Source organism: Enterobacter cloacae complex sp. IR5428, assembly GCF_049238585.1.
GTDB classification, from domain to species: Bacteria; Pseudomonadota; Gammaproteobacteria; order Enterobacterales; family Enterobacteriaceae; genus Enterobacter; species Enterobacter intestinihominis.
The window spans coordinates 37,091-63,562 of the sequence record NZ_JBMKHV010000001.1 but is presented as its reverse complement, the minus strand read 5'-3'; the positions used below and the strand labels follow the sequence as shown (position 1 = coordinate 63,562).

Here is a 26,472-nt window from a genome sequence, read left to right as displayed (position 1 = left end):
ATGAGACTGTTTTCCGGCCTGACGGCGCTGTGCGCCGCCGCGCTCTTCACCAGCCAGGCGCTCGCCGCGCCGCTGATCCTGGCAACAAAGAGCTTTACCGAGCAGCACATTCTCTCGGCCATGACCGTACAGTATCTGCAAAAGAAAGGATTTCAGGTGCAGCCGCAGACTAATATTGCGACGGTGATTTCCCGTAACGCGATGATTAACAAGCAGATTGATATGACCTGGGAGTACACCGGCACGTCGCTGATCATCTTCAACCATATCAACAAACGCATGTCGCCGCAGGAGTCATACGAGACGGTGAAACGCCTCGACGCAAAGCACGGTCTGGTGTGGCTTAAACCTGCCGATATGAACAATACCTATGCCTTTGCCATGCAGCGCAAGCGCGCCGAGGCTGAACATATCAATACCATGTCTGAGATGGTGGCAAAGATTGAGCAGATCCGTAAAACCGATCCAGATAACAACTGGCTGCTGGGCCTTGACCTGGAATTTGCCGGGCGTAGCGACGGGATGAAACCGTTGCAGGCGGCCTACAACATGGAGCTGGACCGCCCGCAGATCCGCCAGATGGATCCGGGGCTGGTCTATAACGCGGTGCGCGACGGGTTTGTCGATGCCGGGCTGATCTACACCACTGACGGGCGCGTGAAGGGCTTCGATCTTAAAGTGCTGGAAGACGATAAAGGCTTCTTCCCGAGTTACGCCGTGACGCCAGTTGTTCGAAAAGACACGCTGGAGGCTAACCCGGGGCTGGAGGAGGCGCTGAACACCCTCTCAGCCCAGCTCAACAACGACGTTATCACCGAACTGAATAAAAAGGTGGATATCGACCATCAGTCACCGCAGCAGGTCGCCCGTGATTTCCTGCGTAGCAAACAGTTGCTGTAGGAGGCGCTATGGAGACGATTCACTATATTCTCGACAACTGGGACTATCTCTTAACCCTGACGCTGCAACACCTCTGGCTGGTGGCACTCGCCGTGGGCCTGGCGATTGTTATTGGCGTGCCGCTGGGTATTTTAATTGTCCGCCATAAATGGCTGGCAACGCCGGTGCTGGGGATTGCCACCATTGTGCTCACCATCCCGTCAATTGCGCTTTTCGGCCTGATGATCCCGCTCTTTTCGCTGATCGGTCAGGGCATTGGCGCCCTGCCCGCGATTACGGCGGTGTTCCTCTATTCACTGCTGCCGATTGTGCGCAACACCCACACGGCGCTCGACAGCCTGCCACCCGGCCTGCGCGAAGCGGGACGCGGCATCGGCATGACCTTCTGGCAGCGTCTGCGCTGGGTGGAAATCCCAATGGCGCTGCCGGTCATTTTTGGCGGCATCCGCACCGCCGTGGTGATGAACATCGGCGTCATGGCGATTGCTGCCGTGATTGGCGCGGGCGGTCTGGGCCTGCTGCTGCTTAACGGTATTGGCGGGAGTGATATTCGTATGTTAATTGCGGGCGCGCTGATGATTTGTCTTTTAGCGATTGTGCTCGACTGGTTGCTGCACCGTTTGCAGGTGGTACTGACTCCGAAGGGGATTCGATAATGATAAAACTGGAAAACCTCACCAAACAATTTTCACAGAAGCACGGCCAGACGTTTAAGGCCGTCGACAACGTCAATCTGAACGTGCCTGAAGGGGAAATGTGCGTGCTGCTCGGCCCGTCCGGCTGCGGGAAAACCACTACCCTGAAGATGATTAACCGTCTCATTACGCCAAGCAGCGGGACGATCCTGATTAACGGCGAAGACACCAGCGGGATGGACACCGTGACCCTGCGCCGCAACATTGGCTACGTGATCCAGCAGATTGGCCTGTTCCCGAACATGACTATCGAAGAGAACATTACCGTCGTGCCGCGCATGCTGGGCTGGGACAAAGCGCGCTGTAAATCCCGTGCCGAGGAGCTGATGGATATGGTGGCAATGGATCCACATAAATTCCTTCACCGCTATCCGCGCGAAATGTCCGGCGGTCAGCAGCAGCGTATCGGCGTCATCCGCGCGCTGGCAGCGGATCCTCCAGTCCTGCTGATGGATGAACCATTCGGCGCGGTTGACCCGATTAACCGTGAGGTGATCCAGAACCAGTTCCTTGAGATGCAGCGCAAGCTGAAAAAGACCGTGATGCTGGTGAGCCACGATATTGACGAAGCGCTGAAGCTGGGCGACCGTATTGCCGTCTTCCGTCAGGGGCGTATTGTTCAGTGCGCCAGCCCGGACGAGCTGCTGGCGAAACCCGCCAATGAGTTTGTCGGCTCGTTTGTTGGTCAGGACCGGACGTTGAAACGCCTGCTGCTGGTATCCGCGGGCGACGTCACCGACCAGCAGCCGACGATTACGGTACGCGAATCGACGCCGCTGCCAGAGGCCTTCGCCACCATGGATGACAACGATATTCGCGCCATTACCGTGGTTGATGATCTCGGCAAACCGCTGGGCTTTGTGAAGCGCCGCGAAGCGCGTAATGCCAGCGGCAGCTGCGGTGATATTCTGCATCCGTTCCGCATGACAGGTAAGGCCGAGGATAACCTGCGCGTGGTGCTTTCTCGCCTGTATGAGAGCAACACCAGCTGGATGCCGATTGTGGACGAGGACGGACGCTATAACGGCGAGATATCCCAGGATTATATTGCGGAGTATTTGAGCTCAGGGCGTACGCGCCGGGCGTTGAATATTCATAGCGAGAGTTAAGCATTCAGGCCGGGTACTGCCCGGCCTTTTTCCGCACGCATACCTTTTGCTAACCTCACGTTTTCCCGCCACAATATCGTATCGTCCCCGTTAATCACGACTTCATGCAACGTCTTCACGCATACCCCGACATCCGCGCGATGTTTCGCCGTCTCCTGATTGCTACCGTCACCGGCGTGCTGGCAGCGCTGGCCGTTGCGGTGTTCCGCCACAGCATGTATCTGCTGGAGTGGTTGTTTCTCAGCAACGAAAGCGGAAGCCTGGTGAACGCCGCTGCCGCGTTATCGCCCTGGCGGCGGGCGCTCACGCCTGCGCTGGGTGGTCTGGCCGCGGGAGTGCTACTGTGGGGATGGCAGCGCATGACGGCACAACGTCCCCACGCCCCGACCGATTATATGGAGGCGCTGGAGACGGGTGATGGCCAGTTTGATTACGGCGCCAGCCTGGTGAAATCCCTCGCCTCGTTGCTGGTGGTCGCCAGCGGCAGCGCCATCGGCCGGGAAGGCGCCATGATCCTGCTTGCCGCCCTCGCTGCCTCCTTTTTTGCACAACGTTGTACGCCGAAATCCGAATGGAAACTGTGGATCGCCTGCGGTGCCGCCGCCGGGATGGCCAGCGCCTATCATGCGCCGCTGGCGGGCAGCCTGTTTATCGCAGAGATCCTGTTTGGCACACTTATGCTGGCCTCCCTCGGCCCGGTGGTGATTGCCGCTGTGGTGGCCCTGCTGACCACGCGCCTGTTAAGTCCCGGCGCGAATACGCTATATGATGTCCATCTCAGCGAGATGCTTACGGCGGTGGATTATTTCCTGATCGTTGGCGTGGGTCTGCTGGCTGGGCTGTGCGGCCCGCTGCTGATGTGGCTAATGGCTTTCAGCCATTCTCTGTTTCTGCGTCTCAAACTTTCACCGCCTTGGCAGCTGGCGCTGGGGGGGCTGATCGTCGGGCTGCTGTCGCTGCTGACGCCGAAGGTATGGGGGAATGGCTATAGCGTGGTTCAGGCGTTTTTGCAGTCGCCGCCGCTGCTGTCGGTAATTGCCGGCGTCTTTATCTGCAAGCTCCTGGCGGTGCTGGCAAGCAGCGGGTCCGGCGCACCGGGAGGCGTGTTTACGCCAACCTTGTTCGTTGGTATGGCAACGGGAATGCTGTTTGCGCAGATCTTTGCGCTGTGGTTTCCTGGCTCTGAGACGGCGATCCTGCTTGGGCTGGCGGGTATGGCGACGCTGCTCGCCGCCACAACGCATGCGCCAATCATGTCGGCCTTGATGGTATGTGAGATGACCGGGCAGTATTTTTTACTTCCCGGTTTGCTGGTTGCCTGTGTTGTGGCGTCGGTATTGTCGAGAACGCTACGCCACGACTCGATCTACGGCCAGCATACCGCCGAAAGCCGAGAGATCGATATAGTGCGCTAATTCGCGCTGCTCGGCGCGGGGCAGATAAGGCAGTTCGCCTACCAACGGGCCAGGTAGCTTTTTGCTCAGCACGTCGATGATTTCTGCGTAGTGCGCAAGGCCCGGGTTAATACGGTTCGCCACCCAACCAATCAGTGGCAGGCCGTCATTAGCGATAGCCTGCGCCGTCAGCAAGGCATGGTTGATGCGCCCTTCCTGAATGCCCACGACCATAATCACCGGCAGCTGCTCCTGCACCACCCACTCGGAAAGGGGACGTAAATCGTTCATCAGGCTGCGCCAGCCACCGGTCCCTTCAACGACAACGTGGTCAACCTTTTCACTCAGATTTGCCAGGCCATCAGAAAGCAGACCGTAGTTGATAAGCCCACTGTGAGCGACGCTGCTTTCCTCTTCGCTTAACGCGATGGGATTGACGGCATCATAAGGCAGTTCCAGAGACGAGACGCTTTGCAGAACCAGGGCGTCCTTATTGCGCAGCCCTTCTGGCGTCTCTTTACTGCCTTTTGCTACCGGCTTGTATCCTGCAACGCGTTTACCGCTTGCCGCCAGGGCCTGAAGTAACGCGCGGGATACGACGGTCTTCCCGACAGACGTATCCGTACCAGTAATAAAGAAACGCTTAAGCATGACTCATTCCACCTCTTGGGTATGCTTCAAAAAATATAAACCAGGTAAATAATTCAGTGGGGAAAGTCTACGGGAAGCGTGCGCTACCCGGCTTGAGATAGCGCAAATTTTCGTACATCTATGGAAAAGAGTTAGCCCTGAAGCAAACGAATCAGTAACGAGCCGTTGTACATCGCATCTTTTACCAGCGCGGCGCCAGCCATCGTACCCTGGTTGGAAAATTGCGTACTTTCCACCACGATGTTTTTACTGTACGCGGGAAGCGCCTGCTGGTTGATGCAGGCGGAAATCGCCGGGAAGAGGATATCCGCCGCCTGGCTGAGCGGGGAGCCGATCAGTATTTTTTGCGGGTTAAACAGGTTCACCATAATGGCCAGAATGCGCCCGACATTATTGCCCACGCCGGTAATGATGTCCTTCGCCAGCAGATCGCCCTGCCTTGCCGCAGTGCACAATGCCTCGACGCTCAACGGTTGACCGTGAAGCGTGGAGCTCATTGACTGGCTGAGCCGCACCTGCGCCAGCTCCAGCACGCTTTCGACGCTGGCAATCGTCTCCAGACAACCATGATTACCGCAGTAGCAGCGTTTTCCGTACGGATCGACCTGCGTATGGCCAATCTCTACCAGGCTACTGCTGCCAGCATGTAACAGACGCCCGTCGGTGATCACACCTGCGCCAACGTTATGATCAATCACCACCTGAATTACGTCGCGCGCGCCCCGGGAAGCGCCAAATAACGCCTCCGCCATCGTCCAGGCGCTGATATCATGCTGAATGTAGACCGGCACACCGGTGTGGTTTTCCAGCACGTCGCCCAGCGGCATCTCTTTGACGTTTTCATAAAACGGCATGCGGTGCACAATGCCATTTTCGGTATCAATAATTCCCGGCAGGGTGATCGCAATCGCCGTTAAACGTTCAAGGCGCTGCTGGTGACGAATAAAGAACTGGTCGATGTGGGTCAGAATGGCATCGAGGAGTGGTTGCTCTGCATCGAGCGGGAGCTCCAGCCGGTCTTCCACCACCAGCTTGCTGCTGAGGTCGCGCAGCGCGAGGAAGATTTCCCCGCGGCTAATTCGCAGCGACAGGTAGTGCCAGGCTTCCGTTTCCACCACCAGCCCTACCGCCGGACGGCCACGGCTGCCCGGCTCCTGAATTTCTGTCTCCTGAACCAGATGGGCTTCCAGCATTTCGCGGACAATCTTGGTAATACTGGCGGGTGCCAGTTGTGCCAGGCGCGAAAGATCGATACGCGAAACCGGACCCAGCTGATCAATCAGGCGATAAACGGCGCCCGCGTTGGTCTGCTTGATCTGATCGATATGCCCTGGCTGACTATCAGCAACCACCTCGTACTCCCTTATTTTCGAGCTTCGAAATAAACTGAGGGCTATGGTGAAGCACTTCAATGGCTGACGTCAAATTTTTACTTAGCCATGTGATTTACTGCACATTTTCGCCCGCTTTTCCCTATAAATAACGCCCGTGAGAAGCGGTAATTAATTGTTCTTTGAAACGCTGTGCCGCATGGCTCTGTTCATGATGTTTAGACCACACCAGCCACATCTCCGAGACCGCATCCTGCTCGGCAATATTCACCCAGCGCATTTCCGGCAGTTGTACCCGTTTAAACGAGGCCGGAAGAATCGACACGCCAAGTCCTGCGGCAACGAGACCAATGACCGTCATGGCTTCCCCCACTTCCTGCGCGATAGTCGGGACAAGGCCATATCGCCGCATCAGACCAAGAATATCGTCATACAATCCGGTACCCACCTGTGGGTCAAAAAAGACAAAGGGTTCTTTCGCCAGTTCAGCCAGCGTGACGCTATGCTGCGCGGCGAGCGGGTGATCCCGGGGGATCATCGCCATCAGCGGTTCGCGGAGGATCACCTGCCACGCCAGGGTATCAGGCAACTGCGTGTTACGCATTAGCCCCAGGTCGAGCGATCCTTCATTAAGCGGCGATATTTGCTCCCGGGTATTTATTTCGCGCGTCTGAATATGCACATCCGGAAAGTTACTGCGAAACGAGGATAGCGTTTGTGAAACAGCGCTGATGAAGGGGGCCGACGAGGTAAACCCGATGCGTAGCTCCCCCGTTTCCCCGAGATAAAGCCGTTCCGCTCTGGCGGCAGCGTCCACCACCATACTCAGGATCTGTCGGCTATCGGCGAGAAACTGTTTTCCCGCCGCCGTCAGGCTCACGCTGCGGTTGGTTCGCGCCAGCAAACGCGCCCCAACCTGCTGCTCAAGGATCTGGATCTGTTGGCTCAGCGGTGGCTGGGAGATATTCAGCCTTGCCGCAGCACGACCAAAATGGAGCTCTTCGGCGACGGCGACAAAATAGCGCAGATGGCGCAGCTCGATATTCATATTTTTAAAGTATCATTTGAGATTATTAATATATTAGACAGAATATTTACATTTTCCTACCCTAATCTTGTGGTCATACCCGTCACCAGAAACCACGGGGAAGTTTAAGCAAGGATTATGTGTGAGCCGTACAACGACCGTTGATATCGCGCCGGCCAGCGACATTGATGATTTACCCGCAGTACCGCAGCCGGTTCAGTTTATAAAACGTGGTACCCCCCAGTTTATGCGCGTCACGCTGGCGCTCTTCTCAGCGGGTCTTGCCACTTTCGCCCTGCTCTACTGCGTTCAGCCGATCCTGCCGGTCCTGTCGCATGAATTTGGCGTGTCGCCAGCCAGCAGCAGTATTTCGCTCTCCATTTCAACCGGGATGCTGGCGATCGGTCTGCTGTTCACCGGGCCACTTTCAGATGCCATCGGGCGTAAGCAGGTCATGGTAACGGCGTTAATGCTGGCCTCCGTGTGTACCTTGCTGTCCACCATGATGACCAGCTGGCACGGCATTCTGGTCATGCGCGCGCTGATTGGGTTATCCCTCAGCGGCGTGGCGGCGGTCGGGATGACCTATCTCAGCGAGGAGATCCACCCGAGTTTCGTGGCCTTCTCCATGGGGCTGTACATTAGCGGGAACTCTATCGGCGGGATGAGCGGACGCCTGCTCAGCGGTGTGTTTACCGATTTCTTTAACTGGCGCATTGCGCTGGCCGTAATCGGCTGCTTCGCCCTCGCTTCGGCGCTAATGTTCTGGAAAATCCTGCCGGAATCGCGCCATTTCCGCCCGACTTCCCTGCGTCCGAAAACACTGTTTATCAACTTCCGTCTGCACTGGCGCGACAAAGGTTTGCCGCGACTGTTTCTGATGGGATTCCTGCTGATGGGGTCATTTGTCACGCTGTTTAACTATATTGGCTACCGGCTGATGCTCTCGCCGTGGCATCTTAACCAGGCATTGGTGGGTTTGCTCTCTGTGGCGTATCTCACCGGGACGTGGAGTTCGCCAAAAGCAGGCGCCATGACCGCGCGCTTCGGCCGTGGTCCGGTGATGCTGGTGTCCACAGCCGTGATGCTTTTCGGGCTGCTGATGACGCTTGTCTCTTCCCTGTGGCTGATTTTTGCCGGAATGCTGCTCTTCTCTGCGGGATTCTTTGCCGCGCATTCTGTTGCCAGCAGCTGGATTGGCCCACGCGCGCGCCGCGCTAAAGGTCAGGCTTCGTCTCTGTATCTGTTCAGTTACTATCTCGGTTCCAGCATTGCCGGGACTCTCGGCGGGGTGTTCTGGCATAACTACGGCTGGAACGGCGTGGGCGGATTTATCGCGCTGATGCTGTGCGCGGCACTGCTGGTGGGCGCGAGCCTGCATAAACGACTGCATTAACATTCAGCCCTCTTCGTGTTTAAATCGAGCCGATGCTAATTTTTGTCATCGGCTGATTCAGACACGAGGACTTCATGAAAAACAATAACTATCAACAACTCACCCGCACCTTCCAGCGTCTCTCCCGCTTCTCTCACCTCTCCTCCATCGCCAGCTGGGACATGTTTACCATGATGCCGCCCGGCGGCAGCGCCGCGCGCGGTGAAGCGCTGGCGGAGATGAGCGTCCTGCAACATCAGATCCTGACCGATAAAAAAGTGGGTGAATGGCTGGCGGCGGCGGCAGAAGAAGATCTGAACGACGTTGAGCAGGCCAACCTGCGTGAAATGACGCGCCACTACCAGCAGGCCACTTTACTTCCGGAATCGCTGGTAGAGGCCAAATCGCTGGCGGGCAGCAGGTGTGAACACGCCTGGCGTACTCAGCGTCCGGCCAACGACTGGCAGGGCTTTTCAGCCAACCTGAAAGAGGTGGTGAAGCTCAGTCGTGAAGAGGCCCGCCTGCGCGCCGAGGCTAAAGGCTGCACGCCTTACGACGCGCTGCTGGATATCTTTGAACCCGACATGTCCAGCGCTCGCCTGGATGTGCTGTTCGGCGATCTGAAGTCCTGGCTGCCGGAGCTGCTGGCAAAGGTTGTGGAAAAACAGGCTCAACGATCGTTCGTTCCGCCACAGGGTCCCTTCCCGACCGCCACCCAGCGCGAGCTGGGCCTGGAAGCGATGAAAATGCTTGGCTTCGATTTTAACGGCGGTCGTCTGGACGTTAGCGCCCACCCGTTCTGCGGCGGCGTGCCGGAAGATGTGCGTATCACCACGCGTTACGATGAAGATGAACTGCTCAGCGCGCTTTTCGGCGTGATCCACGAAACCGGACATGCCCGCTACGAGCAAAACCTTCCGCGAGCGTGGGCCGGTCAGCCCGTTGCGCTGGCGCGCTCTACGGCGATCCATGAATCCCAGAGCTTGTTCTTTGAAATGCAGCTTGGCCGCAGCGACGCTTTCCTGAAGCATCTGCTTCCGGCGGTTCATGCCCGTTTCGGCAGCCAGGCGGCATTCAGTGAAGAGAATTTTATTGCCTGGAACCAGCGCGTGAAGCCGGGCTACATCCGCGTTGATGCAGATGAAGTGAGCTATCCGGCGCATGTGGTGTTGCGCTATGAGATTGAGCGCGCGCTGATCAATGGCGAAATTGAAGTGGATGATATCCCCGCGTTATGGGATGAGAAAATGCAGGCCTGGCTTGGATTATCCACCAAAGATAACTACCGCAACGGCTGTATGCAGGACATCCACTGGACCGACGGCGGTTTTGGCTACTTCCCGTCTTACACGCTGGGGGCAATGTATGCGGCACAGCTGTTCCATGCCGCCAAAACTGCGCTGCCCGGGTTGCAGGCATCCATTGCCGGGGGCGACTTCTCGGCGCTGTTTGACTGGCTGCGTCAGAATATCTGGCAGCACGGCAGCCGTTTCAGCACGTCGCAGCTCATCACCCAGGCCACAGGTGAAGATCTGAATATCCGCTACTTCCGCGAACACCTGACGTCCCGCTACCTGTAAACGAACGCGCCGGGGGCCACCCCGGCGTTGTACATATGGTTACACGCCGATACCAATCACTCACGGAAACCCCGAATTTACAGGGATATAGTTATTTCAACGGCCCCGCAGTGGGGTTAAATGAAAAACCAAATTCGAGGGTATGAAAATGAAAAAAGTATTAGCTCTGGTTGTTGCCGCTGCTATGGGTCTTTCTTCCGCTGCATTCGCGGCTGAAACTACCGCCACCGCAGCGCCTGCGGCATCCACCGCTGCTCCGGCCAAAACGGTTCACCATAAAAAACATCACAAAGCGGCTAAACCAGCGGCAGCACAGAAAGCGCAGGCCGCGAAAAAGCACCACAAAAAAGCGGCAAAACCTGCGGTAGAGCAGAAAGCCCAGGCGGCTAAAAAGCATCACAAAAAAGCGGCAAAACACGAAGCGGCTAAACCTGCTGCACAGCCAGCAGCGTAAGAGTACAAGCTTAACCGTGCCCTTCGGGGCACGTTGGTAAACCGGCGCTGAACGGGATTGCGGTCAGCGCCGTTTTTTTATCCGGAGGGCGTATGCTGCGGCGCTATCGGTTTGAGTTCATTCTTATCCTGCTAATTTTATGCGCGCTCATCGCCAGCCACTTTTATCTTTCCTGAATGTAGCACGCTGATTTTACTCCCACTTTCTCGCCGTCGCGTCTATAGTATTTTCATAGGGTTCACTTTTAATAATCATAATTACCCCCACCAGAGTGTGATATGCGTAAATCTGTTGTGTTGTTACTGGGAACGTTTAGCCTTTTTGCAGGCTTTTCACATGCGGATGAGGGCGACGATGACGCCATCAGCGCCAAAGAGGTAAAGACGCTGTTTTTTGGTCATGACGATCGTACGCGTGTCACCGATCCTACCGAAGCGCCCTGGGATGCCATCGGGCAACTGGAAACCGCCAGCGGCAATCTATGTACCGCAACTCTCATAACGCCACGCCTTGCGCTGACGGCGGGTCATTGCCTGTTAATGCCGCCCGAAGGCAAACCGGATAAAGCGATCGCCCTGCGCTTTGTCTCGCAGAAAGGGATTTGGCGCTACGAAATTCACGGTATTGAGGGGCGGGTGGATCCGTCGCTCGGGAAACGCCTGAAACCGGATGGCGATGGATGGATTGTGCCGCCCGGGGCGGCATCCTGGGATTTCGGTCTGATCGTTTTACGTTATCCGCCGTCCGGGATCGCTCCGCTACCGCTCTTTGATGGTGACAAAGACGCGCTCACCGCCGCCCTGAAAGCCGCCGATCGAAAAGTGACGCAGTCAGGCTACCCTGTTGATCACCTCGATTCGCTGTACACCCATACGGACTGCGTGGTGACGGGCTGGGCGCAAAACAGCGTGCTTTCGCATCAGTGCGATACGCTACCGGGTGATAGCGGATCGCCCCTGATGTTAAAAACCGTTAACGGCTGGCAACTGATTGGCGTTCAGAGTTCTGCTCCGGCAGCGAAAGACCGCTGGCGCGCCGATAACCGAGCGTTGGCGGTGACCGGTTTTCGCGACCGGCTGGAAGCCCTGGCGCAGCAGTAGGTCACTCAGGCCAGTTTAATCATGATCATGCCAGCGAGCAGTAATACCAGCCCTATCCAGCCTTTATGGTTTAAACGCTGCCCGAACATAATCCAGCCTGCCGCCAGGGTGGCGGCAATACCGAAGCCGCCCCACAGCGCGTAGGCCACGGACAGATCGATGCCTTTCACCGCCTGCGACAGGGCGCTAAACGCCCCCAGAACCGCGGCAATCGATAACAGGCCGTAGGCTTTGCGACGAAAACCGTCGGAGAACTTCAGAAAGACGTTCGCAATAATTTCCAGAACGATGGCGAAAGCCAGCCAGGCCGCGTGGATCCATTCAAACTGCTGCATGGGTCTGCTCCTTCTGCTGTTTGGCTGGTTTGCGCGTACCCGATTTAATCAGCACGATACCTGCCACCAGGGTCGTCAGCCCGGCAATTTTCATTGTCGTCAGGGTTTCATCAAATATCATGACGCTGAACAGCGTAATCAATAAAATACCAACACCTTCCCACAAAGCGTATGCCACGCCCAGCGCGATTTTTTTAACCGCGAAAGAGAGGAATATATAGGAAAGCGTAATCATGACCAGCATCAAAATAAATCCTGTGCTGCCGTCACTCACGCTCGCCCATTTCATCGACAAGGTGCCGATAATTTCAGCAACGATAGCCAGAGCTAATAAAATCCAGTAAAACATGTTTTTCTCCTGCTTGAGAATATAATCCATCGAGGCTCGCTGCGAACAGCAAACCAAAAAAGTGGGAATTAAATCAGTTAGCTAAGCGCATAGCGCCAGCTCAGGCAGAAGACGTGACTATAGCGCGGAACGCCAGTGTTGTTCACCGGAAAGCGTGCAGAGGGAGGTAGAAAACAGAGCAGAGTTGTTTGAAAAATACGTCCTGAACAAATTGTCCATAAAATTACAATTATCCGCGGTGTTGCTTCTCGTCTTTGCGGATGAAAATTGTCCTCAGTAGTTGAACACGCCTGATTTGTATCATAAGCCAGGAATTTACTCAAAGCCTTTTCATTTCTTTACCCAGTCTGTTTGATTTTGGTTAGTTTTTTTAATCCGCTTTCCCCTCTATTATAAATAAAAAACTGTTCAGGAACGTCCATGGCCAAACCCATTATCACCCTCAACGGGCTTAAGATCGTCATCATGCTGGGCATGCTGGTGATCATTCTGACCGGCGTTCGTTTTGCGGCCGATATCATCGTGCCTTTTATCCTGGCGCTTTTTATCGCGGTGATCCTCAATCCACTGGTGCAGCGAATGGTGCGGCTACGCATCCCGCGTGTGCTGGCGATAAGCCTGCTTATCAGTATTATTATCGTTGCGATGGTGCTGTTAGTCGCCTATCTGGGAACCTCCCTGAACGAGCTGGCGCGGACGCTGCCGACATACCGCTCTTCCCTGGCGACCCCGCTGCTGCAAATTGAACCCTGGCTGCAACGCGCGGGTATCGAAGTCTCGGTTGAGGAACTGCTTAAATACATCGATCCGAATGCCGCCATGACGATTGTCACCAGCCTGCTGGCACAGCTCTCCAACGCCATGACCTCGATTTTCCTGCTGTTCCTGACGGTTGTGTTTATGCTGCTGGAAGTTCCACAGCTGCCTGCAAAACTCCAGCACATCATGGTGCGTCCGGTAGAGGGAATGGGTGCTATTCAGCGCGCGCTCGACAGCGTTTCACGCTATCTGGTGCTGAAAACGGCCATCAGCCTCGTGACGGGATTAGTGGTCTGGGGGATGCTCGCCGCGCTGGATGTGCGTTTTGCCTTCGTCTGGGGGCTGCTGGCCTTTGCGCTCAACTATATTCCTAACATCGGCTCCGTGCTGGCGGCGATCCCCCCTATCCTTCAGGTGCTGGTTTTCAGCGGTTTGTATGATGCCCTGATTCTGCTGGCAGGCTATCTGGTAATTAACCTTGTCTTCGGGAACATTCTCGAACCACGGATAATGGGACGCGGGCTGGGGCTTTCAACTCTTGTTGTGTTCCTGTCCCTGATTTTCTGGGGCTGGCTGCTCGGGCCTGTCGGCATGCTGCTCTCCGTTCCGCTGACAATTATTGTCAAAATTGGCCTGGAGCAGACCGCCGGTGGACAAAGTATCGCTGTACTGCTGAGCGACATGAGCCATAAGGCCGATTAATTGTCCATCGACAGCATAGGCTTGCCCGTTCTTCCCGCTTCGCGGTAGTTGCCCACTGCCCGCTGCCATTCCGACAGCGGGTAGAGGGTAACATCGCTGCACTGGCTGGCGCGCAGTTTAGGCCAGATGCGCCGAAACTCCGCCTGCCACGCCTCAGCGCTCAGCGCGTCCAGATAGTTACGAATGTGAAACCACGCCACGCGCGGCAACGGCCGCTGCTGCAGGAAGGTCTGCCCGGAGAGTAGCCCGTAGCAGACAAAGGTACCGGTTTCGGGCATCACGCTCAGGATCGCCTCCGCCAGGCTGCCGCCCGTGGCGTCGTACACCACCTCCGCTTGCGCGGCGGCAGCGTTGACGGCGGCCGTATCATCTTGCGCAATCGGGACGATCCCCATTTCAGCCAGACGTTGAGCGTGCACGGGCGAGCGATGGATCCCGTAAACCGCCTCTGCACCCGCCTGGCGTGCCCATTGCCCGAGCAGAACGGCGCAGTCACAACCGGCAGCGGTGAGCAGCACCGTTTTCCCGACCGGAGGATAACGGTCCAGCATCATCTGAGCGGCAAGCGGGTTGATATACGCCCGCGCGGCAAGAAGCGAGTCGACGTCGTCCGGGACGGGAACCGCATACGCCACCGGGCAGTCGACATAGCGCTGCCAGGTTCCCTGCCCCCGTAACGGCAGGACCCGCTTGCCCAGCAGCGCCGGGTAAGCGGCGGGCGTTTCGGTCACTATTCCGACCCCTTCATAACCGGCTATTGCGGGCAGCGGCGTGCGATGGCGATATGCCCCGGTGATGGGGATGAGATCGGAGGCGTTCACCGGAGAAAAAAGCATGCGCACACGTATCTCTCCCGGCTGTCGCGGTGACAATGGTGTGGTTTCCGCTTGCAGTACCGATTCAGGCTCACCAAACCGGCGATACCAGAGGGCCAGATTACGCATTGCGATCGCGCCATCCCATTTCCGGTGCGACATGTTTCAGGATGGACTCGATCACATGTGCGTTGTATTCCACGCCCAGCTGATTCGGCACGGTAAGCAACAGCGTATCCGCTTCCGCGATCGCTTCATCCTTTTTCAACTGTTCAATCAGCTTGTCTGGCTCTGCGGCATAGCTGCGTCCGAAAATGGCCCGCGTTTTCTCATCCAGATAGCCAACGCTGTCGCTCTCATTGCGGCTTGAACCGAAATACATCCGGTCGCGATCGTCCATCAGGGCAAAAATACTGCGGCTGACCGAAACGCGTGGCTGACGGGTATGCCCTGCCTCGGCCCAGGCCTGTCGGTAGGCACGGATCTGTTTTGCCTGCTGAATATGGAACGGCTCGCCGGTTTCATCATCTTTCAGCGTTGAGCTTTGCAGGTTCATCCCCAGTTTTGCCGCCCATACTGCCGTTGCATTGGAGCCAGCCCCCCACCAGATACGATCGCGTAAGCCCTCTGAATGCGGCTCCAGACGCAACAATCCCGGCGGGTTTGGGAACATCGGCTGTGGGTTAGGCTTCGCAAACCCTTCACCGCGTAATACATCAAGCAGTACCTCAGTGTGACGGCGCGCCATATCAGATTCGTTTTCCCCGTCCTGCGGCACGTAACCAAAATAACGCCAACCATCAATCACCTGCTCCGGGGAGCCCCGGCTGATACCAAGCTGTAATCGCCCGCCGGAGATGAGATCTGCCGCGCCAGCATCTTCCGCCATATACAGCGGATTCTCGTACCGCATGTCGATCACGCCCGTACCGATTTCGATGCGTTTGGTTTTCGCGCCTATCGCAGCCAGCAAGGGGAATGGCGAACTGAGCTGGCGGGCAAAGTGGTGCACGCGGAAATAAGCCCCGTCCGCGCCCAGCTCTTCAGCGGCGACAGCCAGATCGATGGACTGTAGCAGCGTGTCAGCTGCGGTTTGCGTGCCGGACTGGGAAGACGGCGTCCAGTGACCAAACGACAAAAATCCGATCTTTTTCATAGTGGAGTATCCTGATAAAGCATTGCGTTATCCCTACTCTACGCATTAACCGATGAGAATAAATGGTGATTATTTAACGGAATGCTTCAAATAAACTGACAGAAATACGCAAATCGCACGCTGCCTTCCCGCAGAGGAGGCATTCTCCTGGCATCTCAAAATGGGATATAGTGTGAACTATTCTCTTTTTTAACAGGTAACATCAGCAATGGCTCTGATCCCCAAAAACTACGCACGGCTGGAAAGCGGCTACCGTGAAAAAGCGCTAAAAATTTACCCGTGGGTCTGTGGACGCTGCTCGCGGGAGTTTGTGTATTCGAATCTTCGTGAACTCACGGTCCACCATATCGACCACGATCACACCAATAATCCGGAAGATGGCAGTAACTGGGAGTTGTTGTGCCTGTTTTGCCATGACCACGAACACTCAAAGTACACCGAAGCGGATCAGTATGGCACCACCGTTGTCGCAGGTGAGGATGCGCAAAAAGACGTGGGTGTCGCCACGTTTAACCCCTTTGCCGATCTCAAGGCGATGATGAACAAGAAGAAGTAATATCGGCAGCTTTACTGCCCATACCTGCCGTATGGGCAGTCAGAAAGATAAAGGTAATGTATTCCAGTCACAGATTGAACAAGGAGACGGCCTTAATATCGGCTTCAGGATTCACGCGTTTTACAGCCTCTAAAAACGCAGCAAAGTTTTGATTAAACACCGTCAGATTATTATAAAATTGCACCTGTTTTTCACGGGTTCCCTCAAGATAGCTCACAGACCAGATCCGCCTGTTATTTACCACTGTCGAGCCCGGCTTAATTTTTACGATAGCCGCCAGCTCAATTTTACGGGTGACGCTATTTATGACCTCGTATAAATACTGCTCATCATAAAAGTAGGTTTTACCTGACGATCCGCCAAACCAGGAAGGATGGGTAGAGATTTTTTTCATTCCCCGGCTGTCGGCAACGATGCGCTTTGGATGCCGAATACGCCTGATGAAAAAGCGCATCAGCATAATCAGTGCCGTGAAAGACAGCACCACGAAAATAAAATTAATGCTCTCCCGCATATTTCGTTACCTGCCACGCATAACTCAAAGTGGCGAAGTATAGCGTAGCCCTGTAGCTCAGGGAACGTACGCGATGCAATCGCAGATGGAACGGGAAATGCTCTTATCTCGCCACGCAATATGATGTGCGGATCTCCTCAGGGTTAAGCGTTATTAACAATTGCTGCTAAGTTGTAAGTTTCTCCTTGCCGGACAGGACAAATCGGTTATCGTGCCTGCCAACTTTCGCAGCAATAAAAAACAGTGGGATGCGCTATGGCGATTTTTGATGGTCACAATGACCTGTTGCTTAATTTATGGCTTCACCATCGCCAGGATCCGGTTACGGCCTTCTTTTCCGGCATTGAGAACGGACACCTCGATTATCCGCGCATGCAGCAAGGCGGATTTTCCGGCGGGCTGTTCGCGCTGTTCGTGCCGCCGCAGGAGTATATCGCCCGCATGGCGCCGCACTACGCCAGCGAGCCGTGGCAACCGATCGACATTCTCTGGCAACAGTTGACGATCCTCAAGCAGCTTGTCGCACACTCCGATGGACGGGCGCGATTGTGCCTGAGCGCGGCAGATATCGAACGCTGCCGTCAGGATAAGGTGCTGGCGATGGTGGCGCATATTGAGGGTGCGGGCGGTTTTGACGGCGAGGGTGGCGATCTACAGGCTTTCTATGCCGCTGGCGTGCGCAGCATTGGGCCTTTCTGGAACATTGCTAACCGTTTTGGCACTGGCGTTAACGGGGCGTTTCCCGGCAGCCCGGACAGCGGCCCAGGGCTTACCGCAGAGGGTATCGCCCTCATTAAGCACGCTAACGCCCTGAACATGCTGATTGACGTTTCTCATATGAATGAAAAGGCGTTCTGGGATACTGCTCGTCATTCCTCTTCACCGCTGGTCGCCACCCATTCCAACGCCCATACGCTGTGCCCGCAACCGCGTAATCTGACCGATCGGCAACTGCTGGCTATCCGCGACAGCGGCGGCGTGGCAGGGGTCAATTTCGGCAACGCCTTTCTGCGCGCCGACGGTAAACGCGATAGCGATACCCCGCTGAGCACAATCGTTCGCCATATCGACTATCTTATTAACATCATGGGCGAAGATCATGTTGCGCTGGGCTCCGATTTTGACGGCATCACGTTACCTGATGATTTGCATGATGTGAGTGGTTTACCGCGGCTAATCAGCGCGTTGCGTGACAGCGGCTATGATCAATTTGTGCTGAATAAGCTGCTGTGGGGCAACTGGCAAAAGGTATTGCAAAATGTTTGGCAACAATAGGTTACGTTGTAAACATTACGTTAATTCCTTACATCTTTCGGGTTGAGCTTTGCCCCACTGTGACGCATTATTTGATGACCATCACAAAACTGGCACAAACAATGGTGTTGGTGCTGCATTTTTAAAGAGGAAAAAACGATGTGGAAGAAACCTGCTTTTATTGATTTACGTCTTGGCCTGGAAGTGACGCTGTACATTTCCAACCGCTAATCGCTCAGCCCGCCATCCGTGCGGGCATTTCTGTTTTACTACCTGGCCTATCTTCATGTTTATTAAAGTCCTCGGTTCCGCCGCCGGCGGCGGTTTCCCTCAGTGGAACTGTAATTGCGCCAACTGTCAGGGTTTGCGCAACGGTACCCTTCAGGCGACCCCCCGCACCCAGTCGTCGATCATCGTCAGCGATAACGGCGAAGAGTGGATACTGTGTAACGCCTCGCCCGATATCAGCCAGCAGATTGCCCATACGCCAGAACTGAATAAGAAAGAGGTTCTGCGCGGCACGCATATTGGCGGCATTATTCTCACCGACAGCCAGATTGACCACACCACCGGGCTACTCAGCCTGCGCGAGGGGTGTCCGCATCAGGTATGGTGTACGCCAGAGGTGCATGAAGACCTTTCCAGCGGATTCCCGATTTTTACCATGCTCCGGCACTGGAACGGCGGCCTGATTCATCATCCGATCGCACCGCTCGCCGCCTTTAGCGTGGAAGCCTGCCCTGATTTGCAGTTTACCGCTGTCCCCATCGCCAGTAACGCACCGCCCTATTCGCCGTGGCGCGACCGCCCGCTGCCGGGGCATAACGTGGCGCTGTTTATCGAAAACCGCCGCAACGGTCAGACGCTGTTCTACGCGCCGGGTCTCGGTGAACCCGATGACACTATCCTGCCGTGGCTTAAAAAAGCAGACTGTCTGCTGATTGACGGCACCGTCTGGCAGGACGATGAACTGCAGGCCGCTGGCGTCGGGCGCAATACCGGCCGCGATATGGGCCATCTGGCGCTCGGCGATGAACACGGCATGATGGCGCTGCTGGCCTCACTGCCGGCAAAGCGCAAGATTCTGATTCACATTAATAACACTAACCCGATCCTTAACGAGCAGTCGCCGCAGCGTCACGCCCTCACGCAGCAGGGAATTGAAGTGAGCTGGGACGGGATGACCATCACGCTTCAGGACTAACTATGCACATTCGTGAAACGCTCTCGCCGCAAGAGTTTGAACACGCCCTCCGGGCGAAAGGCGCCTACTATCATATTCACCATCCGTACCATATCGCGATGCATAACGGCGAGGCCAGCCGCGAGCAGATCCAGGGCTGGGTGGCGAACCGGTTTTACTACCAGACGACGATCCCGCTGAAAGATGCGGCCATTATGGCGAACTGCCCGGATCCGCACACGCGTCGCAAATGGGTGCAGCGGATCCTCGATCACGACGGCAGCAACGGTCATGACGGCGGGATCGAAGCCTGGCTACAGCTGGGCGAAGCCGTAGGGCTTAGCCGCGACGACTTAATCAGCGAACGCCACGTGCTGCCCGGCGTCCGTTTCGCCGTGGACGCTTACGTTAACTTCGCCCGCCGCGCCAACTGGCAGGAGGCGGCATGCAGTTCGCTCACCGAACTGTTTGCCCCGCAAATTCATCAGTCGCGTCTCGACAGCTGGCCGCAGCACTATCCGTGGATCAAAGAGGAAGGCTATTTTTATTTTCGCAGCCGCCTCAGCCAGGCCAGCCGCGACGTTGAACACGGTCTGGAGCTGGCGAAGAGTTACTGCGATAGCGCAGAAAAGCAGAATCGGATGCTGGAGATCCTTCAGTTCAAACTCGATATCCTGTGGTCGATGCTCGACGCGATGACCATGGCCTACGCCCTACAGCGTCCGCCTTATCACACGGTCACCGACAAAGCGGCCTGGCACACAACCCGACTGGTATAAGCATGCAAAAAAACTCCATCGTCGCCTTTCGTCGCGGCTATCGCCTGCAATGGGAAGCCGCTCAGGACAGCCATGTCATCCTTTATCCGGAAGGCATGGCTAAACTCAATGAGACCGCGGCCGCAATCCTCGAACTGGTCGATGGCCAACGCGACGCGGCGGCCATCATTGCCATACTCAACGAACGGTTCCCGGAAGCCGGCGGCGTGAATGACGACGTCGTAGAATTCCTGCAAATCGCTTATCAACAGAAGTGGATTATTTTCCGTGAGCCAGAATAAACCCGCCGTCAATCCACCGCTGTGGCTGCTGGCGGAGCTGACCTATCGCTGTCCGCTACAGTGTCCTTACTGCTCTAACCCGCTGGACTTTGCCCGGCAGGATCAGGAGCTGACCACTGAACAGTGGATTGAGGTTTTCCGCCAGGCGCGGGCGATGGGCAGCGTGCAGATAGGTTTTTCCGGCGGCGAACCGTTGGCGCGTAAAGATCTGCCGGAGCTGATCCGCGCCGCCCGCGATCTCGGTTTTTATACCAACCTGATCACCTCGGGAATTGGCCTGACGGAAAGCAAGCTCGACGCGTTCAGCGAGGCCGGTCTGGACCATATCCAGATTAGCTTCCAGGCCAGCGATGAAGTGCTCAACGCTGCGCTGGCGGGGAATAAAAAAGCCTTCCAGCAGAAGCTGGCGATGGCCAAAGCGGTCAAAGCGCGCGATTACCCGATGGTGCTGAATTTCGTCCTGCACCGGCACAACATCGACCAGATCGATAAAATCATCGAGCTGTGCATCGAACTGGACGCCGACGACGTCGAACTTGCCACCTGCCAGTTCTACGGTTGGGCGTTCCTTAATCGTCAGGGGCTTCTGCCGACGCGGGAACAGATTGCCCGAGCGGAACGCGTGGTTGCCGACTATCGGCAAAAAATGGCCGCCAGCGGCAATCTGACCAACCTGCTGTTCGTCACCCCTGATTATTACGAAGAGCGACCAAAAGGCTGTATGGGCGGCTGGGGGTCGATTTTCCTCAGCGTGACCCCGGAAGGCACGGCGCTGCCCTGCCACAGCGCGCGCCAGCTACCGGTGGAGTTCCCCTCGGTGCTTGATCAGAGTCTGGAATCCATCTGGTATGACTCTTTCGGCTTCAACCGCTATCGCGGGTTTGACTGGATGCCGGAGCCGTGCCGCTCCTGCGATGAAAAGGAGAAGGACTTCGGCGGCTGCCGCTGTCAGGCCTTTATGCTCACCGGGAATGCGGATAACGCCGATCCGGTGTGCAGCAAATCGCCGCATCATCATAAAATTCTGGACGCGCGACGCGAAGCAGCCTGTAGCGATATGAAAATCGGCCAGCTTCAGTTCCGCAACCGTACCCGTTCGCAGCTTATCTATAAAACCCGGGAACTGTAGCGATAATGACCACCCGCATCGTGGAGCTGGCAGGCGGTTTACGCGCAACGCTAGTGCATCAGCCGCAGGCGACACGCGCGGCGGCGCTGGCGCGCGTGAGTGCCGGAAGCCATCACGAGCCACCGCGCTTCGCCGGTCTTGCACATTTACTTGAGCACCTGCTGTTCCGCGGTAGTCAGCGCTATCTGGGCGACGATCGACTCATGGCGTGGGTCCAGCGTCAGGGCGGTAGCGTCAATGCCACCACGCTGGCTCGCCACAGCGCATTTTTCTTCGATGTGGCCGCCGATAACCTGTCCGACGGCATCGCACGACTGCGGGATATGTTGCAGGCGCCGCTGCTTTCATGCGATGACATACAGCGCGAAGTGGCGGTCATTGATGCGGAAAACCGGCTCATCCAGCAGCATGATTCCGCCAGGCGCGAAGCGGCGGCACGCCACGCGATGGAAGAACCCACAGTTTTTCGCCGTTTTCAGGTAGGTAGCCAGGATTCTCTGGGGCAGGACACGGGATCGCTGCAAACCGCGTTGCGCGACTTTCATCGGCGCTATTATGTGGCCGGACACCTGCAATTGTGGCTGCAAGGGCCGCAAACGCTGGATGCGCTGGCCGAGCTTGCCCATACGTTTGCGTCCGGTTTTGCTTCTGGTGGCATGCCTGAAACCGCTCCCCCGTTGCGTCTTAGCGCTGAAGCAGATTTTCAGCTGGCAGTGACGGAGCGACCCGCACTGTGGCGTTGTCCGTTAATTCGAAAAAGTGACAACGTCACCTTATTTCGGGAGTTTTTACTGGACGACGCCCCCGGAAGCCTGATTGCCGGGCTGCGGGAGCGCGGGCTGGCAGAAGATGTCGCCCTGAACTGGCTTTATCAGGATAACGATAACGGCTGGCTGGCGCTAACGGTTGATAGCGAACGACCCGAGGAGGTTGACCCGCATATTACCCACTGGCTACGGGCGCTACAGCAAACGACGGATGAGCAGCAGCGGCATTATTATCGGCTGGCACAGCAACGTTTCAGCGCCCTGCCGACGCTGGAGCAGCTGCGCCAGCGGGCGTTCGGTTTTGCGCCCGGTGCGGCGCCCGTAAGTTTTTCCGCCTTTTGTGCCGATTTACTGGCGGCGCCCACCTCGTATCTGGCCTGCAAAAAAATTGAAACCTCTGAAATTATCGTCAGCCAGGGGTTTGCTCTGCCGCTTAGCCATTGGCGTCGCCAGCCGGTTGCAGATGATAGCCCCATCGCGTTTTCCTTCTACCCGCAGACTGCCAGGTATGTTACGCCAGCCCCGACGTCAGAAGCCGCTCCGCTGCTGCATTTGTCGGCGCAGACACAACCGCCAACGCTGATCCTGCGCAGGCCTTTTTATTCGTGCATGGAACGGGCGCAGGGGGTGGCGATGGGCAAACAGTTACGCCCTCTCCTTGCTGAACTGCGCCATATTGACGGCAGCGGCGAGTGGCAAACGGTTGACGGTAGCTGGCAGCTCACCCTGCGGCTTCCTGACGCCGTGGTGACGGCGGAACACATCATCGGGGCGATAATCGATCGCCTCTCCCACTCCGCCCCGGCTCTTACGCCAGTGCCAGAAGGCATTGCCATCCGTGAGTTGCTTCAGCTATTGCCTGAACGTCTGGCATCGGATCCGCCACGAGACGGCTGGCTGGCGGCGCTAGTTGGCGGCAGCGTCGCGCACGCGCACGGGTTAGCCCGGCAGCTTGGCCTGCTCCGGGCGCCGGTTAACGCTAAGCCGACGCCATTAAGCGGTTGTCCCGGCGGGATCGAACACATTCCGCACGCCAGCGCGGATTCGGCGCTGCTGGTGTTTATTCCCCTGCCGCCGGGCGCATCGCTCGCCGCGCTGCGGCTGCTGGCGTTATGCTGCGAACCGCAATTTTTCCAGCGCCTGCGCGTGGAACAGCAGATTGGCTACGTGGTCAGCTGTCGTTATCAGCGTATTGCCGATCGCGATGGCCTGCTGCTGGCGTTACAGTCGCCTGACCGCTCTCCCGTGAACCTGTTGGGTTGCTGCAAACAATTTTTGCGTGAGCTGACGCTGTGCGATGAGACGGCGTTCAGCGTATTGCGACAGCAGCTGGCGACGCAAATCCGGTCACCGATGAATGCCAGCGCCACGGCAGTAGCCGCCCTGCGCCAGCGCTATGGTTTACCGGTATTAACGCCGCAGGCTGTTGATGCCCTGCAACATGACGAGATAATCGCACTATGGCGCGAGATGACTCGCCATCGCCGTCGCTGGCGGGTGCTTTTCACGGGCTGACCGGACCCGCCGCTTTCTTCATATCCGTGGTTTTTAGTCAAAAAAAAGCCCCGTACTACGACGGGGCCAGGTTGCTTATTTCGCTGTTATTTATCCAGCGCGTAGGCAATCACGTAGTCACCACGATCCGGCGACTGGCGTGCACCGCCAGCAGAGATCAGAATGTACTGTTTGCCGGTTTTCGGTGATACATAGCTGATAGGTCCGCCCTGGCTACCCACCGGAAGACGCGCTTTCCACACTTCTTCCCCCGTAGAGGAATCAAAGGCGCGCAGGTAGTAATCCTGGGTTCCCGCAATGAAGACCAGACCGCCCTGCGTGGCCAGCGTACCGCCCAGCGTCGGCATACCGACAGGCATTGGCATACGCATTTTTACCCCAAACGGACCGGTATCCTGTACGGTACCGACCGGCACCTGCCAGACGATTTTCTGCGTTTTCAGGTCAATGGCGGAGAGAGAGCCAAACGGTGGTTTCTGGCACGGAATGCCCAGCGGTGACATGAAACGGTTTTTGTTGACCGAATACGGCGTTCCTTTCATCGGAACGGCGCCCATCCCGGCGTTCACGGCTTCACCACCCGTATTTGCCACCGCGCTCTGCGGATCTTGCTTAATCAGCTGAACCCACAGGCCCAGACGCATGTCATTGACGAAGATATACTGGTTGTTCGGATCGGTGGACAAACTGCCCCAGTTCATTCCCCCCAGCGAGCCCGGGAAGCTCAGGGAAATATCGGTTCCCGGCATCGTGTACAGACCGTCATAACGCATTGATTTGAAGCTGATACGACAGGCCAGCTGGTCAAACGGCGTCGCCCCCCACATATCCGATTCTTTCAGGGTTTCAGCGCCAATCTGCGGCATCCCCACAGAGCGAGGCTGCGTTGCCGGGTACTGTTCACGTGGAATATCCGCTGGTTTTACCGGAACCTCTTTCACTTCAGTGAGCGGTTTACCCGTCAGGCGATCGAGAACGTAAATTTGCCCCGCTTTAGTGCCCACTACCACCGCGGGCTTGTTGCCCTCTTTCGTTGGGAAATCAACCAGGCTCGGCTGCATCGGGATATCGAAATCCCAGAGGTCGTTATGCACGGTCTGGTATACCCACTTCTCTTTCCCGGTAGTCGCATCCAGCGCGAGAATTGAGGTGGCGTATTTGTGATCTTCCGGAATACGGTCAGCGCCCCACAGGTCGACAGAGGAACTTCCCATCGGGATAAACACGGTATTCATCGACGCATCCCAGGACATAGGGGCCCAGGAGTTTGCGGAGCTGCGTTTGTAGTGTTCGCCGGGCTTCAGAACATAGTTCGGATCCGGATTACGCGGATCGAACGCCCAGCGCAGCTGGCCGGTGATCACGTCATAACCACGTATTACGCCGCCCGGCATATCGGTGCTGACGTTATCCGCAACGCGGCCGCCAACCACGACCGTGGTACCCGCCAGCGTCGGGGCCGACGTCAGCACGTAGGTGGGATCTGACGCGTCGCCCATTCCTTCATGCAGGTTAACGCTGCCGTCAGTACCGAAGTCCGGGCAGAATTTGCCGTTATCGGCGTCTAACGCGATCAGCTTACCGTCAATGGTATTCATCAGGATACGGCGCTGGCATGCCGCGCCCGGTGCGACCTGCGCTGGCAGAACCGGTGTGGAGCCGGCTACCGTTGGCTGTGCCAGCGGTTTGGTGGCATCAAAGTACGCCAGGCCACGGCAGCGCATCCAGATGGCAGACTTAGCGTTGATTTCCGCTTTCCAGATCTCTTTCCCGCTATCGGCATCCACGGCGATCACGTTGTTATGCGGCGTACAGAGGAAGACACGATCGCCTACCTGTAGCGGCGTTTGCTGATCTTCTGCGCCATTGCCATCCGGACTTTGCGGAATATCACCGGTATGGTAGGTCCAGACCGGTTTCAGGTTTTTCACGTTGTCACGGGTTATCTGGTCCAGCGCCACAAAGCGACTACCGCCAGCCGTATTACCGTAGTGATCCCAGTTCTGCTGTTTCGCCTCTTCTTTTACCGGCACCAGCGGGCGCTTTTCGCCGCTAAACGGCACGGTCGGATGGGGTTGAAACATCTGAACAAAGGTGACGCCCATGCCGATAATAAGGACCGCGCAGACCGCCATCGTCCCTTTCGTGGAGGACGGTTTTCCTTCACGCTTACGCAATGCAGGCCAGGTGGCTGCTGCCAGCACCATCAGCCCGGCGGGTACCATTAATCGGGAAACCAGGGGCCAGAAGTCGAGTCCGGCATCGAAAAATGCCCAAATCAGGGTGCCAAGAAACACCAGAGCAAACAGCCCTACGGCAGAGGATTTGCGGCGGAAAAACTGAATTGCAGAGAGCAGCGTGAAAACCCCGGCAATGAGAAAGTACCAACTCCCCCCAAGGGAAACCAGTTTAAAACCGCCGATGGCAAAAAGCAGCCCCGTCACAAGAAGTACCACACCCACCAGCAGGCACCACGGGCCTAACCAGCCCAATGGGCGGGGATTATTGTCTGACATAAAAATGAATCTCCTGATTACTTTATATAAAGCAGGGTTTTATTAACTGCCACGATGTTAAAACCCTGCACAACGCTAATTGTTCGTATGCGAAGCATAAATTAAAAAGAGAACGTAGACAAAATCTATTATGTCGGAAGAAATGAAAACCAGCGCAATTGCATGGGTTTAACAGGGTTAAAATAGCGAATATCGCTAACTACGTCACCGATGCTGGAATATATGACCAGCCGAAAGTTGCTTAAA

Annotated in this window: 27 protein-coding genes and 1 pseudogene; 18 read left to right on the top strand and 10 right to left on the bottom strand. The window is 56.4% G+C overall.

The window, feature by feature from the left end; all coding sequences use genetic code 11:
• The 4 genes from osmX (at position 1) to clcB (ending at position 4,119) form a co-directional block, all read left to right on the top strand.
• Entirely contained in the window at positions 1 to 900 is a 900-nt protein-coding gene (gene osmX, locus ACOTXC_RS00295; RefSeq protein WP_017694085.1) for an osmoprotectant ABC transporter substrate-binding protein OsmX, read from the top strand.
• 8 nt (positions 901 to 908) lie between these two features.
• Positions 909 to 1,556: an osmoprotectant ABC transporter permease OsmW gene (gene osmW / locus ACOTXC_RS00290; protein ID WP_022647970.1), complete on the top strand. Its 648-nt coding sequence runs from the start codon at positions 909 to 911 to the stop codon at positions 1,554 to 1,556.
• The gene (osmV, locus tag ACOTXC_RS00285; protein ID WP_022647969.1) at positions 1,556 to 2,704 is read left to right on the top strand and encodes an osmoprotectant ABC transporter ATP-binding protein OsmV; all 1,149 of its coding nucleotides are present in this window, start codon (positions 1,556 to 1,558) and stop codon (positions 2,702 to 2,704) included. Before osmW ends, osmV begins: the two co-directional genes overlap by 1 nt.
• Before the next feature lie 104 nt (positions 2,705 to 2,808).
• Positions 2,809 to 4,119, top strand: a complete 1,311-nt coding sequence (clcB, locus tag ACOTXC_RS00280) for a voltage-gated ClC-type chloride channel ClcB (protein ID WP_023299996.1) — start codon at positions 2,809 to 2,811, stop codon at positions 4,117 to 4,119.
• Here clcB and bioD read toward each other — a convergent pair.
• From bioD to ACOTXC_RS00265, 3 genes are all read right to left on the bottom strand, one after another.
• The gene (gene bioD / locus ACOTXC_RS00275) at positions 4,054 to 4,749 is read right to left on the bottom strand and encodes a dethiobiotin synthase (RefSeq protein ID WP_421767278.1); all 696 of its coding nucleotides are present in this window, start codon (positions 4,747 to 4,749) and stop codon (positions 4,054 to 4,056) included. The two genes, clcB and bioD, sit on opposite strands and share 66 nt — an antisense overlap.
• Positions 4,750 to 4,880: 131 nt before the next feature.
• On the bottom strand, positions 4,881 to 6,101 hold the full coding sequence (gene mlc, locus ACOTXC_RS00270) for a sugar metabolism global transcriptional regulator Mlc (RefSeq protein ID WP_022647966.1): 1,221 nt from the start codon (positions 6,099 to 6,101) through the stop codon (positions 4,881 to 4,883).
• Between the two features lie 121 nt (positions 6,102 to 6,222).
• Positions 6,223 to 7,128, bottom strand: coding sequence for a LysR family transcriptional regulator (locus ACOTXC_RS00265; protein WP_421767277.1), 906 nt, complete (start codon positions 7,126 to 7,128; stop codon positions 6,223 to 6,225).
• A 121-nt stretch (positions 7,129 to 7,249) separates the two neighbouring features.
• On the opposite strand from ACOTXC_RS00265, the gene ACOTXC_RS00260 reads away from it, so the two are divergent.
• The 5 genes from ACOTXC_RS00260 (at position 7,250) to ACOTXC_RS00240 (ending at position 11,616) form a co-directional block, all read left to right on the top strand.
• Positions 7,250 to 8,503 (top strand): MFS transporter, encoded by a 1,254-nt coding sequence (locus tag ACOTXC_RS00260; RefSeq protein WP_165715809.1) that lies wholly within the window; start codon positions 7,250 to 7,252, stop codon positions 8,501 to 8,503.
• A 74-nt stretch (positions 8,504 to 8,577) separates the two neighbouring features.
• Positions 8,578 to 10,062 (top strand): carboxypeptidase M32, encoded by a 1,485-nt coding sequence (locus ACOTXC_RS00255; protein ID WP_421767276.1) that lies wholly within the window; start codon positions 8,578 to 8,580, stop codon positions 10,060 to 10,062.
• A 148-nt stretch (positions 10,063 to 10,210) separates the two neighbouring features.
• Positions 10,211 to 10,516 carry an acid resistance repetitive basic protein Asr gene (asr, locus tag ACOTXC_RS00250; protein WP_022647962.1) on the top strand — a complete coding sequence of 102 codons (306 nt, stop codon included), beginning with the start codon at positions 10,211 to 10,213 and terminating at the stop codon, positions 10,514 to 10,516.
• A 92-nt stretch (positions 10,517 to 10,608) separates the two neighbouring features.
• A complete protein-coding gene (locus tag ACOTXC_RS00245; protein WP_057979992.1) occupies positions 10,609 to 10,692 on the top strand; it encodes a hypothetical protein in 84 nt (27 codons plus the stop codon).
• Between the two features lie 102 nt (positions 10,693 to 10,794).
• On the top strand, positions 10,795 to 11,616 hold the full coding sequence (locus tag ACOTXC_RS00240; RefSeq protein WP_023299991.1) for a trypsin-like serine peptidase: 822 nt from the start codon (positions 10,795 to 10,797) through the stop codon (positions 11,614 to 11,616).
• A 5-nt stretch (positions 11,617 to 11,621) separates the two neighbouring features.
• Here ACOTXC_RS00240 and mdtI read toward each other — a convergent pair whose 3' ends face one another.
• The 3 genes and pseudogenes from mdtI to ACOTXC_RS00225 form a co-directional block, all read right to left on the bottom strand.
• Positions 11,622 to 11,951 (bottom strand): multidrug/spermidine efflux SMR transporter subunit MdtI, encoded by a 330-nt coding sequence (gene mdtI / locus ACOTXC_RS00235; protein ID WP_022647960.1) that lies wholly within the window; start codon positions 11,949 to 11,951, stop codon positions 11,622 to 11,624.
• Positions 11,938 to 12,300 (bottom strand): multidrug/spermidine efflux SMR transporter subunit MdtJ, encoded by a 363-nt coding sequence (mdtJ, locus tag ACOTXC_RS00230; protein WP_421767275.1) that lies wholly within the window; start codon positions 12,298 to 12,300, stop codon positions 11,938 to 11,940. Before mdtJ ends, mdtI begins: the two co-directional genes overlap by 14 nt.
• Positions 12,301 to 12,417: 117 nt before the next feature.
• Positions 12,418 to 12,588, bottom strand: a pseudogene (locus ACOTXC_RS00225) (hypothetical protein).
• Positions 12,589 to 12,720: 132 nt separating this feature from the next.
• Between ACOTXC_RS00225 and ACOTXC_RS00220 the strand changes: the two are divergent.
• Positions 12,721 to 13,761, top strand: coding sequence for an AI-2E family transporter (locus ACOTXC_RS00220; protein ID WP_003857467.1), 1,041 nt, complete (start codon positions 12,721 to 12,723; stop codon positions 13,759 to 13,761).
• Here the strand turns inward: ACOTXC_RS00220 and ACOTXC_RS00215 are convergent.
• Together ACOTXC_RS00215 and ACOTXC_RS00210 are read right to left on the bottom strand one after the other, a co-directional pair.
• A complete protein-coding gene (locus ACOTXC_RS00215; RefSeq protein ID WP_421767274.1) occupies positions 13,758 to 14,705 on the bottom strand; it encodes a zinc-dependent alcohol dehydrogenase family protein in 948 nt (315 codons plus the stop codon). The two genes, ACOTXC_RS00220 and ACOTXC_RS00215, sit on opposite strands and share 4 nt — an antisense overlap.
• The gene (locus ACOTXC_RS00210) at positions 14,698 to 15,732 is read right to left on the bottom strand and encodes an LLM class flavin-dependent oxidoreductase (protein ID WP_022647957.1); all 1,035 of its coding nucleotides are present in this window, start codon (positions 15,730 to 15,732) and stop codon (positions 14,698 to 14,700) included. The genes ACOTXC_RS00215 and ACOTXC_RS00210 overlap by 8 nt, the downstream gene beginning before the upstream one ends.
• A 208-nt stretch (positions 15,733 to 15,940) precedes the next feature.
• On the opposite strand from ACOTXC_RS00210, the gene yajD reads away from it, so the two are divergent.
• Complete coding sequence (gene yajD / locus ACOTXC_RS00205) at positions 15,941 to 16,288, top strand: HNH nuclease YajD (protein ID WP_006808895.1); 348 nt, start codon at positions 15,941 to 15,943, stop codon at positions 16,286 to 16,288.
• 67 nt (positions 16,289 to 16,355) lie between these two features.
• Here the strand turns inward: yajD and ACOTXC_RS00200 are convergent, their stop codons facing one another.
• Positions 16,356 to 16,802, bottom strand: coding sequence for a hypothetical protein (locus tag ACOTXC_RS00200; protein WP_032624342.1), 447 nt, complete (start codon positions 16,800 to 16,802; stop codon positions 16,356 to 16,358).
• Positions 16,803 to 17,057: 255 nt separating this feature from the next.
• On the opposite strand from ACOTXC_RS00200, the gene ACOTXC_RS00195 reads away from it, so the two are divergent.
• From ACOTXC_RS00195 to pqqF, 7 genes are all read left to right on the top strand, one after another.
• Positions 17,058 to 18,077, top strand: coding sequence for a dipeptidase (locus ACOTXC_RS00195; protein WP_038415974.1), 1,020 nt, complete (start codon positions 17,058 to 17,060; stop codon positions 18,075 to 18,077).
• Positions 18,078 to 18,215: 138 nt separating this feature from the next.
• A complete protein-coding gene (gene pqqA, locus ACOTXC_RS00190) occupies positions 18,216 to 18,287 on the top strand; it encodes a pyrroloquinoline quinone precursor peptide PqqA (protein WP_002905689.1) in 72 nt (23 codons plus the stop codon).
• Between the two features lie 55 nt (positions 18,288 to 18,342).
• Complete coding sequence (gene pqqB / locus ACOTXC_RS00185) at positions 18,343 to 19,260, top strand: pyrroloquinoline quinone biosynthesis protein PqqB (protein ID WP_045308496.1); 918 nt, start codon at positions 18,343 to 18,345, stop codon at positions 19,258 to 19,260.
• A 2-nt stretch (positions 19,261 to 19,262) separates the two neighbouring features.
• Positions 19,263 to 20,018, top strand: coding sequence for a pyrroloquinoline-quinone synthase PqqC (pqqC, locus tag ACOTXC_RS00180; protein WP_023306095.1), 756 nt, complete (start codon positions 19,263 to 19,265; stop codon positions 20,016 to 20,018).
• A gap of 2 nt (positions 20,019 to 20,020) precedes the next feature.
• A complete protein-coding gene (gene pqqD / locus ACOTXC_RS00175) occupies positions 20,021 to 20,299 on the top strand; it encodes a pyrroloquinoline quinone biosynthesis peptide chaperone PqqD (protein ID WP_126503381.1) in 279 nt (92 codons plus the stop codon).
• Positions 20,286 to 21,428, top strand: coding sequence for a pyrroloquinoline quinone biosynthesis protein PqqE (pqqE, locus tag ACOTXC_RS00170; RefSeq protein ID WP_421767273.1), 1,143 nt, complete (start codon positions 20,286 to 20,288; stop codon positions 21,426 to 21,428). Before pqqD ends, pqqE begins: the two co-directional genes overlap by 14 nt.
• Before the next feature lie 5 nt (positions 21,429 to 21,433).
• On the top strand, positions 21,434 to 23,710 hold the full coding sequence (pqqF, locus tag ACOTXC_RS00165) for a pyrroloquinoline quinone biosynthesis protein PqqF (RefSeq protein ID WP_421767272.1): 2,277 nt from the start codon (positions 21,434 to 21,436) through the stop codon (positions 23,708 to 23,710).
• A gap of 86 nt (positions 23,711 to 23,796) precedes the next feature.
• Here the strand turns inward: pqqF and ACOTXC_RS00160 are convergent, their stop codons facing one another.
• Positions 23,797 to 26,226 carry a glucose/quinate/shikimate family membrane-bound PQQ-dependent dehydrogenase gene (locus ACOTXC_RS00160; protein ID WP_421767271.1) on the bottom strand — a complete coding sequence of 810 codons (2,430 nt, stop codon included), beginning with the start codon at positions 26,224 to 26,226 and terminating at the stop codon, positions 23,797 to 23,799.
• Between the last annotated feature and the right edge of the window lie 246 nt (positions 26,227 to 26,472).